Below are 19,968 nucleotides of genomic sequence, written 5' to 3' on the forward strand. Positions count from 1 at the left end.
TAACAGATTCTTTTCTTTTTGACAAGTATATTTGTCAAAAAAATAAAGATTTTTGTCATAAAGTATAGAATCCTTGACAAAAGAAAACCCAGCTTCAGCTGAGTTTCTAATCTACTTCTTCAAATACTTCCTTGAGAGTGCCTACGCCTCGCTGGATTTCTTCCTCACTAAGGGTCAGAGGTGGCAGGAGGCGAATCACATTCGTTCCAGCTGTCAGAACAATCAAGCCTTTTTCCCGTGCTTTTTCAACTAGGACAGACAGGTTAGAGCTTGTTTCGATTCCAATCATCAAACCCAGACCTCTAATAGCTAGGATCCTTGGATTTCCTTGGAGGGCTGTTTGCAATTCTCCGACTAGCAATCTGCTTTTCTCCTGAATTTCTTCCATGAAGTCAGGCGCTTTTAGTTGGCGCAATGTTTCTAAAGCAGCTGCCATGGCTAATCGATTACCGCCAAAAGTTGAACCATGACTGCCGTAATTAAAGGCTGAAGCCAGCTCTTTCTTGCCTAGCATTGCCCCTACTGGCACTCCATTGGCCAGTCCCTTGGCCAAAGTCACAATATCTGGCACAATGCCATAGTGTTCAAAGGAATAAAGCTTGCCCGTTCGACCCATCCCTGTCTGCACCTCATCTACCACTAGCAAAATCTTGTTTTGCCGACAAAAATCAGCTAAATCCTGAACAAATTGCTCATCAGCTGGCAGGACACCCGATTCTCCTTGAACCAATTCCAGCATCACAGCAGCAGTATCACTATTGACTAAGGCTTTAACACTGGCTAAATCATTATAAATGGCATAGCTGAAATGAGAAAGACCGTCACCAAATCCTATTTTAATTTTCTCTTGGCCAGTCGCAGCCATCGCCCCGAAAGTCCGACCGTGAAAGGACTGCTGAAAACTAATAATCCCCTGCTTGCCGCTGGATTTTCGGGCCAACTTAATGGCTGCTTCATTGGCCTCTGCCCCACTGTTGCAGAAAAATGCTAGGTAATCATAGCCATCAACCAACTCCTCAGCCACCTTTTCTTGCAATGAGCTGAGATAAAGATTGGGACTGTGCCAAATTTGCTCAGCCTGCCGAAGCAGAGCCGCTTGGACTTGCGGGTGAAAGCCCAAATTGGTCACCCCAATCCCAGAAGAAAAATCCAAATAAGCACGCCCTTCACTATCCATCAGATAGTTGCCCTCGGCCTTGACAAATTCAATCGAGGCTCGATTATAATTTTGAAATAAAAAACTCATATTTATCCCTCTGCTATCAAGGTTCCTGCCGAAAGACTATTCCCAATCCAGACCTGACTGACACCAGAGAGGACTGTCTGAACAGCACTTTCAATTTTTGGAATCATACCGTCCTTGATAATTCCTTTCTGGATTTTTTGGGGCACTTGGCTGGTCAAAATCTGTGGCAGCACTTTTTTATCTTCCAAGACACCTTGCGTATCCGTCATCAAAATCAATTTCTCTGCCTGAAATTTTTTAGCTACAGCAGCAGCTAAATAATCCGCATTGATATTCAATACTTGACCGTCTGCATTTTCCCCAAGTGAAGCCAACACTGGAATAATATGGTCATCCAAAAGCTGCTCCAAATAACTACTGTGAATATCCGTGACCTGACCAACATAGCCATAAATTGATTTGTCGATATAATCCGCCGACACGGTCTGGCCCAGATGAGACACTAACTGAATGCTGTCAATATCAGCCTGATTGAACTGTTGAGTCAGACCCTGTCCAACGATATCCAGCAGAGCTTTCTTGATGATAGGAATATCTGACTGACTGGTCACACGTAGCCCCTTGACCTTAGGACTCGGCAAATGACGTTCCAGCAAGAGCTGATTGATGACAACACCTCCTCCGTGAACAAGAATAATCTTTTTCCCATTATCGACCCAATTTTTCACCTGCTTGATAAAAGAAGCAGATAATTTCTGAGCGGCAACACCGCCAATTTTTATCACGATAACATCTTTCATATTATTTCTCCTTAGGTTCTGTAGAGGGCATTTATTTTCACATAATCATAAGACAAGTCACACCCCCAAGCTTGTCCAGTAGCGTCTCCGTCATGGAGGTCAATGGTAATAGTGACTTCATCCTGCCCCATCATTTCTTGCATTTCTTCTGCATCAAAAGCAACTGGACTAGAAGCCAACATGACCGGAAGCTGACCGATAAAGATATCAATATTTGCAACTGACAACTCGGCTCCTGCATATCCAATCGCGGCTATAATTCGGCCCCAATTTGGATCTTCTCCAAAAATCGCTGTCTTGACTAGACTGGAACCGACCACACTTTTGGCAATCATTCGTGCACTCAGGCTGTCCTGAGCATGCAGAACATCCACCTCAATCAGCTTACTCGCTCCCTCTCCGTCTTTAGCAATCTTCTTCGCCAAATCTTCCATTACATAGTGCAGCATCTGGGCAAAGCGTTCAAACTCCTCTGTATCGGGCAAAATTTCTTCATTTTGAGTACAACCGTTGGCCAAGACTAAAACCATATCATTAGTTGACGTATCTCCATCCACTGTAATTTGGTTGAAAGTCGTTTCAACATTCTGTTCAAGTGCTTTCTGCAATGTTTGGCTAGATATATTGGCATCACAAGTGATAAAAGCCAACATGGTAGCCATATTAGGATGAATCATTCCTGATCCTTTCGCTACTCCTGCCATGGTCACCAAATCCTTACCAAATCGTTCCGTCACAACACAGGTTTTCGTGCAGGTATCTGTCGTTAGAATCGCTCGAGCAAAATCATCGGCCTTACCACTGATGACAATTTGCGACAGACCATTTTTCAGTGCATCCATTGGAAGCAGCTCACCGATGACTCCTGTTGAAGCAAGACCTACTAAGTCAGGCTCAATCTTCAGTTTTTGTGCTGTCAGCCTTTGCATCTCATAGGCATCTTCCATTCCTTGGATTCCTGTACAGGAATTGGCTACACCTGAATTGACCACTACTGCTTGCAGTTTCCCGCTTTTTTTCACGGATTCTCTCGTGACGATGAGCGGAGCCGCAATGACCTTGTTGGTCGTATAAACTCCTGCAGCGCTAGCTGGCACTTCTGAAACAATCCAGCCAAAGTCCAGCCTCTTTTTCCTAAAACCAGCATATAAACCGTCGGCTGAAAAGCCTAGGGGGCTGGCAATATTTCCATCAATTACTTTCATTCTGACTCCAATCATCACTATACAAATAGAGGTGGACTGAGAAGTCCTTCCGTCTCTGGAAAAGCAAACATAAGATTCATATTTTGAACAGCTTGTCCAGCCGCTCCCTTGACCAAGTTATCTAGAACTGCAACCACCGTTAAGATATTGGTCACCGGATTGTAATCAAAACCTATATCTGTGTAGTTAGTACCAATCACTTGATGCAAGGTTGGTAAGGCTGCCTGCACCCTGACAAAAGGTTTATCCTGATAACATCGTCGATACATACTGGAAATATCTGCTACATTCAGGCCTTTTTTCAATTTTACATAAACCGTTGCCACAATCCCACGATTAACCGGGATCAGAGAAGTCGAAAACTGGATAGACACAAGCTTCTCATCAAAGTTCTGCAAAAACTGAACAATTTCAGGAATATGCTGGTGCTGATTTAGTTTATAAGTGATATAGTTATCATGAACCTGTACGAAATGACTGGCTTCTGTAGGATTTTTCCCTGCACCAGTCAGACCACTCTTAGCATCCACAATAATAGAATCAAGCTCAATAGCCTGCGCTTGCAACAGAGGAACCAAGGCCAGTTCCGTTGCTGTAGCATAGCAGCCTGGATTGGCAATAAAGTGCTTCTTACTTACATCTACAAATTCAGACAAGGCATAAATAAACTTTTTCTGAATACTTGCCTGAGCAGGCACTTTTTTATACCATTTTTTATAAATATCTCCTGGTAAGCGATGATCTCCAGACAAGTCAATTACCGGAAAATCTGCTGCAATAAAATCTGCCACCATCTCTTTTGCTACCCCGCTCGGAGTTGCAAAAAATACCAGATCAGCTTGCTGCATAATACGCTGACTATCAAACACCTCAATTTTTAGGTCACACAGCCCTTTTAAATGTGGGTAAAGTTCTGACAAAAATCTGCCGATTTCCTTCGTCGCATGAATCGAAACGACCTTAGCTCTTGGATGATGCTGTAGGATACGAAGGAGTTCTAATCCTGAGTAACCTGTAATTCCAACAATCGAAATACGCATATTTTAAAACTCCTTTGTATAAATATGCGTATAATTCTACTATCAAAATCCGATATTGTCAAGCATTATTTGTATTTTTATTCATAAAAACATTTTAATTAAACATTTTCTTGTCTTTAGAAAAGCGAAAAAAAAGACCAGGACATCAATCCTGATCTTAAAAAATCTATTATAATTTCTCAGCAACTGCTCCAAGTAAATCTTGGATGGCTGATTGCTTGCTGCCGCCGGCCATAGCCATGTCTGGCTTACCACCGCCTCGACCATCCACAATCGGTGCCAATTCCTTAATCAGATTACCGGCATGAACATCCTTAGTCTTGCTGGCTGCAAGGACATTGACCTTGTCTCCAATTGCTGCGACCAGTACGAGAACATCTGAATAGTCCTTCTGCTTCCAAGTGTCCGCAAAGGTACGCAGGGCACCAGCGTCGGAAACAGAGACCTGACTAGCGATAAAGCGATGTCCATTTGCTTCTTGAACATTCTTGAAGACTTCCCCAGAGGCCGCTGCTGCTGCTTTTTCCTTGAGCTCAGCATTCTCTTTTTGGAGTTGGCGAAGCTGTTCTTGCAGAGATTCTACCTTATTAGGCACTTCCTTGATTTGCGGTGCCTTGAGGGTCGCTGCGATAGCCTTGAGCGCTTCTTCTTCCTCACGGTAGGCTTCGAAAGCTTCCTTGCTGGTGACTGCCAAGATACGACGAGTTCCAGATCCGATACCTTCTTCTTTGATAATCTTGAAAATCCCGATTTCAGAAGTGTTGCCTAGGTGGGTGCCTCCGCAAAGCTCAACAGAGTAGTCACCAATGGTTACGACACGAACTTCTTTACCATACTTTTCGCCAAAGAGCGCCATGGCACCCATTTCCTTAGCTGTATCAATATCTGTCTCTACTGTCTCAATGGCAATAGCTTCCCAAATCTTCTCATTGACTTCTTGCTCAATAGCGCGCAGCTCTTCTGCTGTCACTGCTTGGAAATGCGTAAAGTCAAAGCGCAGGAATTCTACTTCGTTCAGAGAGCCTGCCTGGGTTGCATGGTTCCCAAGAACATTATGTAGGGCTGCATGCAAGAGGTGAGTCGCCGTATGGTTTTTCATCACACGGTAACGACGGCTGTGGTCAATTTCCAGTTTATAGTTTTGCCCCAGAGCCAAAGGAGCCAAAACTTCTACAGTATGTAATGGCTGACCATTTGGTGCCTTTTGCACGTCCCTTACTTGCGCTACCAGATTGCCTTCTGCATCAAAGATTTGACCGTGGTCGGCCACCTGACCACCCATTTCTGCGTAGAATGGTGTTTCTGCAAAGATGAGGGCAGCTGTGCCTATCTCAACAGACTCCACTGCTGCATCGTCCGCCACGATAGCGACCAACTCAGCTGTCAACTCTTCTCTTTCGTAGTTGAAGGCACTCTCTACTGTGATGGCCTGCAGTGTTTCATTTTGCATGCCCATTGAGCCGCCCTTGACGACGGAAGCACGCGCCCGATCCTGCTGCTCTTTCATAGCCGCTTCAAAGCCAGCACGATCCACCGTCATGCCTGCTTCCTCAGCGATTTCCTCAGTCAGCTCCAGTGGGAAGCCGTAAGTATCGTAAAGTTTGAAGGCATCTTGACCAGAAATGACTGTTTGACCTTTTTCTTTCAGGTCTGCTACGATGCCTTGGGCAAAGTGTTGACCAGAGTGCAGAGTACGAGCAAAAGACTCTTCCTCACTCTTGATAATCTTTTCGATAAAGCCTTGCTTTTCAAGAACTTCTGGATAGTAACTTTCCATAATCTTGCCCACAGTTGGTACAAGTTTGTAAAGGAAGGTCCCTTCAATACCCAACTTCTGACCATGCATAGAAGCCCGACGAAGCAGACGACGAAGGACATAACCACGGCCTTCATTTCCTGGAAGAGCGCCATCACCAATCGCAAAGGAGAGCGAGCGGATATGGTCTGCGATAACCTTGAAACTCATATTGTCGCCATCTTGGTCATAGACCTTGCCAGACAGTTTCTCTACTTCACGAATAATTGGCATGAAGAGGTCTGTTTCAAAGTTGGTCTTCGCCCCTTGGATAACAGCGACCAAACGCTCCAAACCAGCGCCCGTATCAATGTTCTTATGAGGCAATTCCTTGTACTCGCTACGCGGTACAGCAGGGTCGGCGTTGAATTGTGACAAGACGATATTCCAGATTTCGATATAACGGTCGTTTTCAATATCTTCTTCCAAGAGACGGACTCCGATATTTTCTGGGTCGAAAGCTTCGCCTCGGTCAAAGAAAATCTCTGTATCTGGTCCAGAAGGTCCTGCACCGATTTCCCAGAAGTTGTCCTCAATTGGGATCAAGTGACTTGGATCCACTCCCATTTCAATCCAGCGGTTGTAAGAGTCCTTGTCATCTGGATAGTAGGTCATGTAAAGCTTGTCTTTGGGGAAATCAAACCACTCAGGGCTAGTCAAAAGCTCGTAAGCCCACTCAATCGCTTCATCACGGAAATAATCGCCGATAGAGAAGTTGCCCAGCATTTCAAACATAGTATGGTGGCGGGCAGTCTTTCCGACATTTTCGATGTCGTTGGTCCGAATCGCCTTTTGAGCATTGGTAATCCGAGGATTCTCTGGAATAATGGTTCCGTCAAAGTATTTCTTGAGGGTTGCTACTCCAGAGTTAATCCAGAGCAGGGTTGGATCATTGACTGGCACCAAGCTGACAGATGGTTCTACTGCATGACCTTTAGTTGCCCAAAAATCCAGCCACATTTGACGAACCTGAGCACTTGACATTTGTTTCATTTATTTTTTCTCCTTAAATTTTTTCTAAAAATAATTGCATTATGACGACGAGCTTTCCAGCATTTCGACATAATCAATAGCGACACAGAGGGAAATCACCAGATCTGAATAAGTCTCCTCATAAATATGAACCTGATAAGTAGAGGTTAGATGGAAAAGCTCCTTGGCAATCTCCGCAACGACTTGATTGTGATCATCCAGCAGACGGAAATTCAGATCCCAAAAATTGCCCTCCACTCGTAGCCCCAAATTGTCAAATTCATACTTATCACGCAAAATCGTGAATTTCTGACGGATATAAAAGCTATGTCCGTTGCTGAGCTTGATCTCAAACTGGGGCAGGAAAGTTAGAAAGGTTTTGGAAATCTGGCTGACAGTCTGCCCCTGTGCATCGTAGATGGTAAAAGTCTTAGGAATCTGGAAAAAAGATCCTTCCACTTGGTAATCTACATTGCCTCGATCGTCCTTGATATCAAAACGTTCGCCGCCTAAGCGAAGTTTCTGTTTGACCAAATAGGTTTTCATCGTTTGACCTCCACAGTCAATATAAAAGACAAGTTCCTTGTCCGAAGGGCGAAAAACCGCGGTACCACCTTCATTCAATGAACTTGTCATTCTCATTTCATATTCTATTTTCCAAGATGAGTAGCATGATTTCCCGTCTCAGATGGCTCGCAGCACCGCCAATTCTCTGAACTAAGAACTTGAAAAATCAATTCTCACCAGTCTTATTATACTTGCTTATTCTCTTTTCGTCAACCTTATTCTGCGGCTGATGAAGAAGCTTCTTCTGAACTGCTTTCAGCTGCTGAGCTGGACTCAGAAGTCTTTGAGCTGCTGGCAGCACTTGAGGAAGCAGAGGCAGATGAATCTGAGGTTTCTGAATCAATATATTGCGCAAAAACATTTTGGAAAGCAGCATCTTTCACCTTAATATTTGCATCTTTCAGCTCTTTGGCTACAACTGAGCGAATGAAGCTAGCATCATTTTGTTTTTGCGTTAAAATAACTTCTTTCAGCTGCTTTTTATAATCCTTCCAATTTGAAGATTTTTCAGATTTTTTGACCAACTTAACAATATAGAAGCTGGAGCTATAATTTTGAGAACTTCGAACAGTTACAACATCTGAAATTCCATTTTCTTCTAAGGCAAAAGTAGCTTTTTTGACAGCATCTGGAACATCTGTCGAGCCAGAATCAAACTTCACTTCTCCACCTTTTTCTTTGGTTGCTGCATCTGTTGAGTTATCTTTTGCGATTTGACCAAAATCAGCACCTTCCGCTTTAGCCTGTTCAAGGATTTCTTTAGCCTTATCTTCGCTGTCCAGCTTGATGATTTGAGCAGTCACTTCTGGCGTATAATTTGCAAAGGCAGCCTGATAATTTTCATCTGTCAATTCTTTGTTAGCAGCTTCTTTTACAGCATACTCAACCAATTTATTGGTCCGAATTTGATCCTTATAGGCATCTTCGGTCAATCCGTTTTGTGCAAGAACCTTTTGGAAAGCAGAGCCATAGGCTGATTTCATTTTATCAAAGGCTTCTGTCACCTCTTTATCGGTTACCTTTTTACCGTATTTATTTTCAAATACTTCCTTGATCGTCATTTGAAGCAAGACTTGCTGAGCAGCTCCATTGCTCTTAACTTGATCATAAAACTCATTAACCGTAATTGTGTTTCCCTTCATGGTAATAATGTCTTTACCATCTGCTTGCGAACACGCAGCTAACGTAACAACGGATAAAAGTGTCACAGCTCCTGCGAACAATTTTTTCTTCATAGAATGTTTTTCTCCTCGCTTTTATATAAATTCACTTTGTCTATTGTACCACAAATCTAACTTGATATCTTAAATTTTGCTAAAAACTTTTAAATAACAGGATAATTTCAGATATCTCATTTTTTTCTAATCATAAGCAGCCCATCTCCCAAGGGAAGCAGACTAGAAGTCAAATCTGGGCTGTCCAGAGTTGCGTCAAAAAGACTATGCAAGCCACGGTAAATAGCCCGCTGACCACGTTTAATTTCCTCAAAAGGCTTGGCAACATCGCCACCTTGGAATACATCATCGATGAGGACCAGGCCACCAGGATTAAGGCGCTTAAGGACTTGGGGCAGAAAGACCACATACTTGGACTTGGCAGAGTCCATAAAGACAAGGTCGTAAGAATCCTCCAGTGTATCAAGCAAATCCATTGCGTCACCTTCCAGCAGAGTGATCTGCTGACGGCTGTCATACTTAGCAAAATTAGCCTTGGCCAGCTCAATCATCTCTGGATTACGGTCAATAGTTGTAATCTGAGCCTGAGGAGCATGTTCCGCCATCAAAAGGGCCGAAAAACCAATAGCCGTACCGATTTCTAAAATCTTCTCAGGCTGGAGACTTTCGAGTAGCAGGCGGAAGTAAGCCACTGTCTCATGGGGAATCACAGGTACATTTTCAGCTCTGGCAAAATCCTCCAGCTCCTTGAGTCTACCAGCGACCGGCTGGAGTCTCTGTCTCATAAAGTCTACAATTTCTTCTTTGACCACTGGCCGCCGCATATTGGGATTGGAGTTTTGATTATAAGTCTCGACCATTTTATGCCAGTCCCAACTTTTCGACCAAAGCTTCAAATTCATCCAGACGACGCTCAAAGACAGCAAAAGCAGTATTTAGGTAGTCTTCTTTTTCCATATCCACACCTGCTTTTTTGATGACATTGAGTGGATAGTCAGAGTTCCCAGCTTTCAGATAGTCCAAATACTTGTCCTTGTCTTCCTGACTGCCATGGACAATCTTTTCAGCCAAGGCAGAAGCTGCTGAAAAGCCTGTCGAATATTGGAAAACATAGTAATCGTAGTAGAAATGCGGAATCCGAGCCCATTCGTACTGAATCTGCGGATTGTCTTCCTTTTTCAGACCGTAATATTTCTCATTCAAGTCAGCATAGAGGTCATTGAGAAACTCGCTAGTCAAAACTTGACCTTCTTGGTCAGCCTTGTGGATAGCGTGCTCAAACTCAGCAAACTGGGTTTGACGGAAGACTGTACCTCGGAAGCCATCCAAGAAGTGATTGAGGATAGCAAAGCGAGTAGCGTCGTCTTCTACTTCTTCCAAGAGCTTCTCTGTCAGGATATTTTCATTGGTCGTTGAAGCAATCTCAGCCAAGAAGATAGAGTAGTCTCCGTAAACATAAGGCTGCGTCTCACGTGTATAGCTGGAGTGCATGCTGTGACCCGTCTCGTGCACCAAGGTAAAGAGATTGTCCAGCGTATCCTGCCAGTTGAGCAACATAAAGGCATTGGTATCATAAGAACCGCCTGAGTATGCTCCTGACCGCTTGCCTTGATTTTCATGAACATCAATCCAGCGCTCTGAGAATGCTTTCTTCACTCGGCTCAAATAATCCTCACCCAGAATAGCCAGAACTTCCTCAGACTTAGACAAGGCTTCCTCATAAGTGAACTTGTAGTCTGTCTCTGACAAAGGTGTGTACATATCATACATCTTCAAGTCAGAAATACCTAAAATCTTCGCTCGCAAAGCGATATAACGCTGCAAGAGAGGCAAATGCTTATTAACCGCTGAAACTAGGCTGTCATAAACACTCTCTGGAATGAAGTCAGCTGACAAGGACGCTTCACGGGCAGATGAAAACTTGCGGACTTTCGCATTGTAGTTGTGAACCTTGACATTGGTCTGCAGAGTTTTGGCATAGGTATGCTGATACTGCTCGTATACGCTGTAGAGAGCCTCGTAAGCTTCCTTACAGACTTCTCGATTTTTAGACTCAACCAAGGTGATATAGTTGCCGTGGCTGAGCTGAACTTCATTTCCATCTTCATCATGCACCATCGGAAAGACGATATCTGCATTATCCAAGATAGCAAAAGTTTCGCCCGCTGCCCCAAAGATTTCACCAGCACCAGCCAGTAGCTCCTCTTCACGCTGTGTCAAGATATGAGCTTTCTTTTTCAAAAGCTTGTCAAAATAATGCTGATACAGCTGCAAACTCGGCTGCTCAGACAAAAAAGCTTGGTATTGTTCTTCTGTAATCGCCATAAATTCGGGCTCATAGAAGGCAAAGCTTTGTCCGAATTCGCTATAAAGAGTCATACCCTTAGCTTGATATTCTTGATACTTGGCCACACGAGTATCTTGGTCATTCTTCATGTGAGCATAAGAATAAAGCTTTTCAATCCGTCGCATCAAGTCCAACTGCACTTCAGTCGTTGTCAAAAGACTGTCCGCTGAATCCAGCAAATGTCCAGCCAGACTAGCTGCTTTCTTCACTTCTTCTGAAACCTGCGCCAATTCTGCTTCAAAGGCTTCATCTGTTGGGAAAATGGTGCTCAAATCCCAAGTATATTTTTCTTCAATTTCATTTCTTTGTTTTGCCATAGAAATTTCCTCCATCTTTTCTATTTTATCACAAAAATTCTGATTTTATGAAACTCAAGCATCAAAATAGCAGGGTAGACAAATAGATAAACTTCATTTAAAAGAGCTCTCTGCATCCGATTCCTGACTAATCAGGACTCGAATCCAAAAGAGCTCAATTGTTAAATTTCTTTATATTTTTCACTATTTTCTTTTATGACGGTCACAACTTTCTTAGAGAATTGGCCTTTCATAGAGGTATCCAACTGATCTGCAGCTACTTCTACGCTTTCTTGAACTGTCTTTGCGACATCGGTAAAAAGATTATCATATGTGCTCTGCAGCCTGTTCCTTTGAGCCAGCAAGAGCGGAGCTAGAACATTCGTTATAATTTGCTTTTCTATTGCTTTCTTGATTTCTACTAAATCAATCGTTTTGGATGATGAAAAATAAGCTCTTACTGGTTCTGATCTTGATTCTGTTATAAACATAAACTTTTTCCTTTACTCTAACTCTATTCAATCTTATGCCCGTTATTTTTATTCACTAAAGCATCTGTCGTTATTCATTTAGATTCACGAAGACGGCGATAGTTCTCTTCAATACCCCACTCTAATCGACGTCTCTGTCTTGAGAAGTTTTCTACCAATTCCTCATCTTTCAAATCTAATTTTTTCAACTGGTCATTACTGGCTTCATCCGCCATTATATCATAGGATTCTATATACTGATTTAGAACCTGCCATTCAACACTAGTATCCCACTCCTGTTTCCGTAAAATGGCTGTTGCCATTTCATACTCTTCTTGAAGCATATCGGAAAAAGCTCTTTTCTTAGACCTTGAATATACAATATAAGTGCACAATAAAAATTCATAAGATTTTCTAGTAAAATAGAATTGAACCAACTAGTTACGAAAGGAAATCTTATGAGCTATCACCATTTTACCATAGATGAACGCGAAAGTATTCTGATTTACCGTACAAAAGGACTAAATTTCTCTCAAATCGCAAAATTACTTCACCGTCATCCTTCCAGCATTAGTCGGGAATGGAAACGTCATACGAAAGAAAATATCTATTCTCCCAACAAAGCACAAGCAGCTTATCAACTTGCAAAATCACATTGTGGACGAAAGAGAAAGTTAGATCTAGACTCGAATCTAAGCAAAATAGTCAAGCACCTTTTTCTCGATTGCCAATGGTCTCCTGAAGAAATAGAAGGCCGGTTATGCCTAGAATATGGGAAAGCTGTTATTAGTTATCAAACGATTTATAGAGCCATCTATCGCGGTCACTTTGACGACAAGCTTTCACATGGCGCTCGTGGTGTGATTCGCAAACTCCGTCATCGTGGGAAAACACGTCATACGAAAGGTCATGTTGAAAACAGAGGGAAAATTCCTATTTCTCATACCATTCATGAAAGACCCGAAGAAGCAAACAAGCGAGATAGGATCGGTGATTGGGAAGCAGATACGGTTGCAGGGAAAACCGGGAAAGCTTGCTTAGTTACTCTAACGGATCGCTATTCTCGTTTTCTTAAAATCAAGAAGGTAGCGGTCAAGAAAAGCAAACTGGTCATAGAGGCGATGGTACAAATGTTGGAGCCCTTACCGAAAGAAACGATCACTCCAGATAGAGGAAAAGAATTCACGAATCATCAAGACTTGACGGACAAATTAAAGGTAGAGGTCTATTTCCCAGACCCTCATGCGCCTTGGCAACGGGGAACAAATGAGAATACCAATGGATTATTAAGGGAGTATTTTCCCAAAGGGAGCGACTTAACATTCATTGACGAGCACACCATTCAGCTGTGGGAGGATAAACTAAATAATAGACCACGAAAGTGTCTCAACCGGAAAACTCCTTATGAAGTATTTTATGGTAAAATTGTGCACTTAATTTGACAATTCAAGTTAAAGAATTAAGCCCCCCTCGTCACAGCCTGACCAACATCTTTATTAAAGAATCCGACCGCATCTCCTATATTATTGCTAGCATCTCGATCTGCCTTATCCAGCACTTCCCGGCTTTTCTGAGTGATGATATTTTGGGAATGGCGATAAACAAAAGGGGTAGCATGTTCCACTGCACCGACAGGACCCAGGCGGTGGGCCGCCGTCACAAAGTCTGTAGGCAGCCAATCCGTAACAGTGTCGTGGAGCAACTTAGGAGTGTGCGTCTTGGTCTGCGATCCCTGCATCATGACCGTCACATCCTGCACCTGAGCACGCTCAGCATCCGAAGCGGAGTAGGGGACAGCGGCGCGATTCGTTACATTATTTGTTAGTACATAAACCTGCTCTTCATTACCATTTACATTGTCGTAAATTTGGGAGACAGTACCGATATATGTTTCGTCACTTAGTTCAACCTCTTGATTAACATTTTTTATCTCATATTCTTGCAAAGCAATTTTAACCTTCTGTTTATCACTAAATGATTTATCATACGTCATCTCATTCTCCCCTCAACTTCTTTGCAAGCTCACCAGAAATTACGTACCCTGTATGTTCTAGCTTCCCATCAGACTCTTCCATCAATGTTGTGGTAATTGTTAATTCCGGGTCATCGTTTATTATAAGCTCAACTATTAAGCCACCCATTGGATTATATTTAAGATTTTTTTCATTTATTGTATATTTTTTTATTATCCCCTTTTCTGTCAGTGCTTCAGGATCTTTCTTCCTTAACATTTCCTCAATTAACTTTTTAGATTTCTGACTCTCTGCAATCTGAATCATTTCTTCTTTTTCTGAATGACTGTTTAGCATACTACAACCTCCTAAAAACATAGCTGAACTGAGCGTGATGACACTCAGAAATATTACAAAAATTTTCTTCATGATAGCTCCTTTCGCTTCTCATCTTTGCTAAAGCTGATACCTTAACGAAAATAAGAAACCAGTTTTAGATTAACGTCTTATATTGATTATTATACTATTTTTCCAAAGAATATGAAAACGCAATCATTGATAGAAGTTCGTAAAGATAGAAAATTGCTCCTCATTGCCATGTACATTGTCGTAAATTTGGGCGACGGTGCCGACATAGCCTCCATCTTTAAGTTTGATCTCTTGATTTACTTTCTTAATTTCATATTCTTGCAATGCAATATTAACTTTTTTCTTATCACTAAATGCTTTATCATATCTCATGTTATTCTCCCCTCAATTTCTTTGCGAGTTCACCAGAGATTACATAACCTGTGTGTTCTAATTTCTCTTCAGATTCTTCCATCAATGTTGTTTTAATAGTTAATTCTGGTTCACCATTGATTATAAGTTCAACGATTAACCCCCCCATAGGATTATACTCTAATTTATCTTTATTTATTGAATATTCTTTTATAATCCCCTCCTCAGTCAATGCTTTAGAATCTTCCTGTCTTAGTAATTCTTCTATTGCTGTCTGTGCTTTCTTCCCCTCCGCAATCTGAATCATTTTTTCTTTTTCTGACCGACTGTTTAGCAGACTGCAACCTCCTAAAAACATAGCTGAACTGAGCGTGATGATACTCAAAAAGATTACAAAAATTTTCTTCATGGTGGCTCCTTTCGCTTCTCATCTTTGGTAAAGTTGGTTGGACTAGTCAAAATTAGAATTTTGAAATATCTAACTTATTACTTTATTATACAGGATTTTCAAATATTCTTAAATTCAAAGTATAGGTAAAAACTCTCTTCTTCATCAATAGGAAGTGGAATAATATTTAAGAATCTGCTCTCCTCCTCGCATAAAATACCGGTGGATAGATAATTTGAAGCTGCTTATTGTTTTCAGCCTGATAATAGCGATTAAAGTGCTGGTAATAGGGCGTCAAATCTCTTGTTATTTGGCAAAAGGAGCTGGCTTGAACAGGCCGAACCTGCGGATAAAAATCCTCTACTGACTTGGTCAGAAGATTGTCTCCTTTTTGATAAAGCTGGGCTTGGAGCTTCATCCATCGAGGCTGCTGGTAATAAAGCTGCTGACGAACATAGCGACAAATCTCTGGATCCTGCCGAGCCAGATAACTCTCTAACTCCTGCTTCTGAAAGGGGCTGCGGAGGACAGATAAAAGGCAGTCTTGACCAAAAGGAAAGGATTTGACCTTGTACTGAGCTCGCCCATGCAAGTCTTCGTGAATGAGATATTTAAGCCGAAGCTCCTGCTTTTTCTCATCCAATTCCCAAAGATGAAAGCCCATATTTTGACTAAAATAAAGAAAGTCCTTTTGCAGTTTCGTCAGCGACTGTTTTAACCATAATTTCTTGCCCAAAAGCCAGAGGACCGGATAGCCATGCTGGCGATAGGACAGCATCCTTTCTTCTAGTCGTTCCTGACTGAGAGGACTACATTGGATTTCCAGCGCTATGCGGTCGTCTATCAAAAGGTCAGCAATCTGCCTTATCTCAGGCAAAAAGGCCTCCACCTGAACCTCTTGGCTTTGCTTCCCCCAGCTATAAAGTCCAGCTTTCAAGTTCAAATGCTCCGCACTTTCATTTTCCGCATAAAACAAACAATTTTCAAGAGAAATATGCGCAAAATGTGGCCGCATGACCCTTCCATTTTTAAAACGGACCTCACCGGAACAGGCCGGACAAAAGGTTTGTTCGCCTAGGGACGGCTGGTTTTCCATGGCATTCAGCAAAATCCCCTCTTCATTTTTCGCAAGCAACATGAGCATTTCCCTTTCAAAACAATGTCTTTTATATCTTTATTCGTAATTAAAAAGCCAAAGTGAGAACTTGTGTACATAGAACAAAGAAAAGCTGCTTACTTTCTTGCCAATTTCCCCAAAGAAAAACGAGCTGAAAAATTTCCAGGCTCGTTTTTTCTTATCCAAATAAATTCTGATTCTTCTTTTCAGGAACTTTCAAGAAGAGGGCAAGCAAGAGCACCAGGCCGATAATGGCTGTCAGCATAAGATTCATCCTTTCATAGCCAAAGTGATCCAAGATGGAGCCTGACATATTCTGGATGAAAATCGTGCCTAAATTTCGCCCTGTCTGGAGCAGCGCAAAGGCTGTCACCAAATATTTTTCATCCACCAAATTTGCAACAATGCGCAAACTAAGCATAGTCAGTAGCATGCCAGAAGCATGCTTGGAAATCAGAGTGACTACAATTTTCGAGCCTAAGCCAAAGTTCAAAGCATAAACTGCGTACTGAAGGAGCATCATACCCAAACAAATATAGAGCAACTTTTTGACAGATATCTTATCCATGAAAAGGTAAGAATAAAAGATTAAGGGAGTCTCGCATAGTACAGAGACAGCCACGACTGTCGTTGCCCAATCAACACTCAAGCCACTGTATTCTAGCATAGATGGAATATAAGTGTGACCTGTATTGCCTACACCAGAGTAAAGGGCGACAAGAATGAGATAAGAAAGATAGGTTCTGTTTTTAAGAATGGCTGAAAAGAACGAATGGCCTCTTTTTTCAATTTTTTTAGTCAACCTATCCCGCTTAGGATTCATACCAAGAACCCCTAGAATACTCAGCAACATAGTCCCAATAAAGACCAGATAAATGGCTTGAGGAGAAATATTTTTATAAATCAAACCTGCCAGTTGCGAACCAAAGGCATAACCGATTGTCCCCCAAATTCGAATTTCCCCGTATTTATAAGGGCTCTGGGTCGCCAATACATCCATCACTGTGCTGACTCCGTTAATGAGCATCAAGACAAAACTGTACCAGATGGTCAAAAGCCAGAGATTATCAGCCTGCATGAAAAAGATGGCTCCTAAAATAATCAATCCAAAGCTGACAAGCGAAACTCTCTTGATTCCAAGTGTATCATTCAACATTCCCATGATGGGCTGAGCCAGCATGGACGAAAAGAAGGAAGCTGATACGACAATGGATACTTGACCCGCCGTGTACCCCTTATCCAGCATATAAACCGATATCAAGGTCGAAAACAACGACAATGAAAGAAAATAAAAATTGTACATCAAAAAATAGACAAAATAGCTATTCTGAAATTTTTTTAAAGTGGTCAAGGGAGACTCCTAAAATATATAAAGAAAACTCAGTGATTTGATATACTCTCCATTTAGTTTCTAGTAAATTTTTAGTTTTTTTACTATCCACTATAAAGGGAGTCTACCAATTTATTTCAACTGAGTTTTATTTGATTTCTTTATAGATGAAAATTATTTATCTGTATCTATCTCGTCTAGTTTTAGCCTGCGCTCTTCTTTTTTTGCGTTTAGAGTTTTCGGCAAACAAGATAAGGACGAGTATCCCGACAGGCAACAGGATAAGCAAGCGATTATTAATCAGAAGATTATACCATGCTTTTTTGGTATTTTTCCCTGTAGCCACTTCTTTCACAGATTGTGCGATAGATCGTTCTACTCGCTCCACTTTCATACCATCTGAGATTAGCGTAGAGAGCGTTGTCAAGTCATTTTCAGCTTTTAAGACACCATTTTCAACTTTTACTTTTGGTTCAGTGCCTTTTTTGACCGTCACATAAAAATCTTCTGGTAGATTGTATGTCTCCCCATCAATTTCCTGCTCTCCTTTAGAAAATACCTTCTTGTATTCATAGTCAGCGTAGGCTTTTTCGATTAAGGCATTGCCAAATGGATGACGATAATATTCGCCGTCTTGGTCAGACCAGTCGCCAACCCCCATAATGACACCAATCACCCGCTGGTCTCCACGTTTGACTGTCGCAATATAATTGAAGGCACCATTCGGACTTGAGCCTGTCTTTAAGCCATCTACTCCCTCTAGAGCGTAGCGAGCACCCGGTAAAGAGTAATTATAGGTATCGAACGTTTCTTCATATGGCGTGCCAGCTTTTACCGTCACTTTAGCCTGATTGGTATAGTTTAAAATATCAGGATAATTTTTTACAAAATTGTAAACCAGAATCCCCAAATCACGCGCAGTCGTCTGATTGCTAGCATAATTGTCATAATTCTGAGGAGTATAGTAGCCCTTGAAAGAAATCGCCGCTGCTCCGCTGGCATTGAACCATTTGGTGTTGGTCATGCCCAATTCCTGAGCCTTGGCATTCATTTTGTCCAGAAAAACATCTGGATCGTTATTTGATAAATAATTCGCCAACATGACAGTCGTTGCATTAGATGATGGCACAACCGTCATGGTAATCAGCTCCGAAACAGTGTAGTCCACACCTGCAACAATTTTATTATTGGAAATTTCATAAATACCGGCGATGGCTTGGTCTTGTGGTGTCGCTTTGATTACCGTGTCCAAACTGAGTTTTCCTTCTTTTATCGCCTCAAAGACCAAGTACAAAGTCATGACTTTACTCATGCTGGCTGGGTCACGGACCTCATCAATATTGTCCTGCCACAGCACATCTCCTGTATTACCATCAATCATCAAAGATGATTTGGGCCGATTAATCGCTTGTACGTGATCATTTGGATACATTTTCTGCGCTCTATCCACTAATTCATCTGCACTAGCAGCAAGTGGCGACAAAACAGCTGATAAAATCAATCCAAGTACAAAAAACTTCTTCTTCACATTTATCCTCCAAAAAAATCATTCCTTATTAGTATAACATATTTTCTACAAGGTTTTTAGCAAATATAAAAAATCCTATCTAAAAATTAGATAGGAAATAGAAAATCAGGCATCTAACAAACTCAGAGCTTCTTTATCTGCGATAATGACCACATCTTCATGTCGTTGAAGGGCACTAGCTGGCAAAGATTCCGTCACCTCACCTTGTACCGTTCCCGCAATTGCTTGAGCCTTAGAAGCACCGTAAGCAAAAAGGATGATGGATTTAGCATCCAGAATATTACGAATCCCCATTGAGAAAGCCTGAGTAGGTACATCCTCGATCTTATCAAAGAAGCGAGCATTAGCTTCGATGGTTGACTGCTCCAAATCAACGATATGGACGGTGCTGTCGAAACTCGTTCCAGGCTCATTAAATCCAATGTGACCATTGATTCCAATTCCTAAAATCTGCAGATCTACTGGATGATTAGCTAAAACTTGGTTGTAGCGCTCTACTTCTACTTCCGCATCTTCTGCCACACCATTCGGCAGAAAGCTTTCTTTGAAAGGTTTTTTATGAAACAGCTGCTCATTCATAAAGTAACGGTAAGACTGAGGATTATCTTCTGAAAGTCCCGCGTACTCATCCAAGTTTACACTGGTCAGCTCTGAAAAGTCCAAGTCGCTGGCAACGATTTGCTTGTAAAACTCGATTGGACTGCTTCCTGTTGCCAATCCCAGAGTTTTGGCTCCCTGAGCTAACTTCTCTTTCAAAAGTGCCAAAGCTACTTTTGCGCCTTCCACTTGATTTTCAACACGAATAACTTTCATCCTATCTCTCCTGTTTATCTTGTTTGATTTCTTTCTTTTATTATATGGTATAGACCAATTTTTGTCAAGTATAATCTGCTTAATTTTTCAAATTTTCCTTGAAGGATTTATTAACAAATCGTGGTATAATAAAAGAATGCTGTTACCAATGATTATTATATTTTTGCTAGGAATTACACTTTTTATCATCGGTCTTTTCTTAAAAAAACATCGAAGCTGGCAGATAGTGTTTTTATGCTTGGGAAGTTTCTTAATTAGTATTCCCTT

19 protein-coding genes and 1 pseudogene are annotated in these 19,968 nt (G+C 41.7%); 1 reads left to right on the forward strand and 19 read right to left on the reverse strand.

From position 1 onward, the window contains the following. Positions 1-106: 106 nt before the first annotated feature. The 11 genes from FZ952_RS01100 to FZ952_RS01150 all read right to left on the reverse strand — a co-directional run bounded on the left by FZ952_RS01100 (position 107) and on the right by FZ952_RS01150 (position 12,197). A complete protein-coding gene (locus FZ952_RS01100; protein ID WP_148880287.1) occupies positions 107-1,246 on the reverse strand; it encodes an acetylornithine transaminase in 1,140 nt (379 codons plus the stop codon). 2 nt (positions 1,247-1,248) lie between these two features. Continuing rightward, complete coding sequence (gene argB, locus FZ952_RS01105; protein WP_148880288.1) at positions 1,249-1,986, reverse strand: acetylglutamate kinase; 738 nt, start codon at positions 1,984-1,986, stop codon at positions 1,249-1,251. Between the two features lie 11 nt (positions 1,987-1,997). Then, entirely contained in the window at positions 1,998-3,191 is a 1,194-nt protein-coding gene (gene argJ, locus FZ952_RS01110) for a bifunctional glutamate N-acetyltransferase/amino-acid acetyltransferase ArgJ (RefSeq protein WP_148880289.1), read from the reverse strand. 17 nt (positions 3,192-3,208) lie between these two features. Beyond that, complete coding sequence (gene argC / locus FZ952_RS01115; RefSeq protein WP_148880290.1) at positions 3,209-4,231, reverse strand: N-acetyl-gamma-glutamyl-phosphate reductase; 1,023 nt, start codon at positions 4,229-4,231, stop codon at positions 3,209-3,211. 169 nt (positions 4,232-4,400) lie between these two features. Then, a complete protein-coding gene (gene alaS / locus FZ952_RS01120; protein ID WP_148880291.1) occupies positions 4,401-7,019 on the reverse strand; it encodes an alanine--tRNA ligase in 2,619 nt (872 codons plus the stop codon). A 39-nt stretch (positions 7,020-7,058) separates the two neighbouring features. Then, positions 7,059-7,640, reverse strand: a complete 582-nt coding sequence (locus tag FZ952_RS01125) for an LURP-one-related/scramblase family protein (protein ID WP_187423839.1) — start codon at positions 7,638-7,640, stop codon at positions 7,059-7,061. Between the two features lie 140 nt (positions 7,641-7,780). Further along, positions 7,781-8,800 (reverse strand): peptidylprolyl isomerase PrsA, encoded by a 1,020-nt coding sequence (gene prsA, locus FZ952_RS01130; protein WP_148880292.1) that lies wholly within the window; start codon positions 8,798-8,800, stop codon positions 7,781-7,783. A gap of 116 nt (positions 8,801-8,916) precedes the next feature. After that, entirely contained in the window at positions 8,917-9,600 is a 684-nt protein-coding gene (locus FZ952_RS01135; protein ID WP_148880293.1) for an O-methyltransferase, read from the reverse strand. 1 nt (position 9,601) lies between these two features. Then, complete coding sequence (gene pepF / locus FZ952_RS01140; protein ID WP_148880294.1) at positions 9,602-11,404, reverse strand: oligoendopeptidase F; 1,803 nt, start codon at positions 11,402-11,404, stop codon at positions 9,602-9,604. A 161-nt stretch (positions 11,405-11,565) separates the two neighbouring features. Then, positions 11,566-11,874, reverse strand: a complete 309-nt coding sequence (locus FZ952_RS01145) for a hypothetical protein (RefSeq protein ID WP_148880295.1) — start codon at positions 11,872-11,874, stop codon at positions 11,566-11,568. 74 nt (positions 11,875-11,948) lie between these two features. After that, the gene (locus tag FZ952_RS01150; RefSeq protein ID WP_262366308.1) at positions 11,949-12,197 is read right to left on the reverse strand and encodes a hypothetical protein; all 249 of its coding nucleotides are present in this window, start codon (positions 12,195-12,197) and stop codon (positions 11,949-11,951) included. A gap of 114 nt (positions 12,198-12,311) precedes the next feature. Between FZ952_RS01150 and FZ952_RS01155 the strand changes: the two genes are divergently transcribed. Beyond that, positions 12,312-13,295 carry an IS30 family transposase gene (locus tag FZ952_RS01155; protein WP_148880296.1) on the forward strand — a complete coding sequence of 328 codons (984 nt, stop codon included), beginning with the start codon at positions 12,312-12,314 and terminating at the stop codon, positions 13,293-13,295. A 32-nt stretch (positions 13,296-13,327) separates the two neighbouring features. On the opposite strand, the pseudogene FZ952_RS01160 reads toward FZ952_RS01155, so the two are convergent. The 8 genes and pseudogenes from FZ952_RS01160 to FZ952_RS01195 all read right to left on the reverse strand — a co-directional run. Next, positions 13,328-13,846 (reverse strand): annotated as a pseudogene (locus FZ952_RS01160) (hypothetical protein); the annotation flags it as partial. 1 nt (position 13,847) lies between these two features. Beyond that, positions 13,848-14,234, reverse strand: a complete 387-nt coding sequence (locus FZ952_RS01165; RefSeq protein ID WP_148880297.1) for a DUF1310 family protein — start codon at positions 14,232-14,234, stop codon at positions 13,848-13,850. Between the two features lie 123 nt (positions 14,235-14,357). Further along, positions 14,358-14,546 (reverse strand): hypothetical protein, encoded by a 189-nt coding sequence (locus FZ952_RS01170; RefSeq protein ID WP_148880298.1) that lies wholly within the window; start codon positions 14,544-14,546, stop codon positions 14,358-14,360. Position 14,547: 1 nt separating this feature from the next. Next, the gene (locus tag FZ952_RS01175; protein WP_148880299.1) at positions 14,548-14,934 is read right to left on the reverse strand and encodes a DUF1310 family protein; all 387 of its coding nucleotides are present in this window, start codon (positions 14,932-14,934) and stop codon (positions 14,548-14,550) included. Positions 14,935-15,100: 166 nt separating this feature from the next. After that, positions 15,101-16,051, reverse strand: a complete 951-nt coding sequence (locus FZ952_RS01180) for a competence protein CoiA (RefSeq protein WP_148880300.1) — start codon at positions 16,049-16,051, stop codon at positions 15,101-15,103. Positions 16,052-16,208: 157 nt separating this feature from the next. Continuing rightward, a complete protein-coding gene (locus tag FZ952_RS01185; RefSeq protein ID WP_262366310.1) occupies positions 16,209-17,381 on the reverse strand; it encodes an MFS transporter in 1,173 nt (390 codons plus the stop codon). Positions 17,382-17,538: 157 nt separating this feature from the next. Then, positions 17,539-18,888, reverse strand: coding sequence for a DUF1958 domain-containing protein (locus FZ952_RS01190; RefSeq protein WP_148880302.1), 1,350 nt, complete (start codon positions 18,886-18,888; stop codon positions 17,539-17,541). A gap of 105 nt (positions 18,889-18,993) precedes the next feature. Continuing rightward, a complete protein-coding gene (locus FZ952_RS01195) occupies positions 18,994-19,701 on the reverse strand; it encodes a glucosamine-6-phosphate deaminase (RefSeq protein ID WP_148880303.1) in 708 nt (235 codons plus the stop codon). Positions 19,702-19,968: the final 267 nt, after the last annotated feature.

Source organism: Streptococcus sp. Marseille-P7376, assembly GCF_902460385.1.
In the GTDB taxonomy this organism is placed as follows: domain Bacteria; phylum Bacillota; class Bacilli; order Lactobacillales; family Streptococcaceae; genus Streptococcus; species Streptococcus sinensis.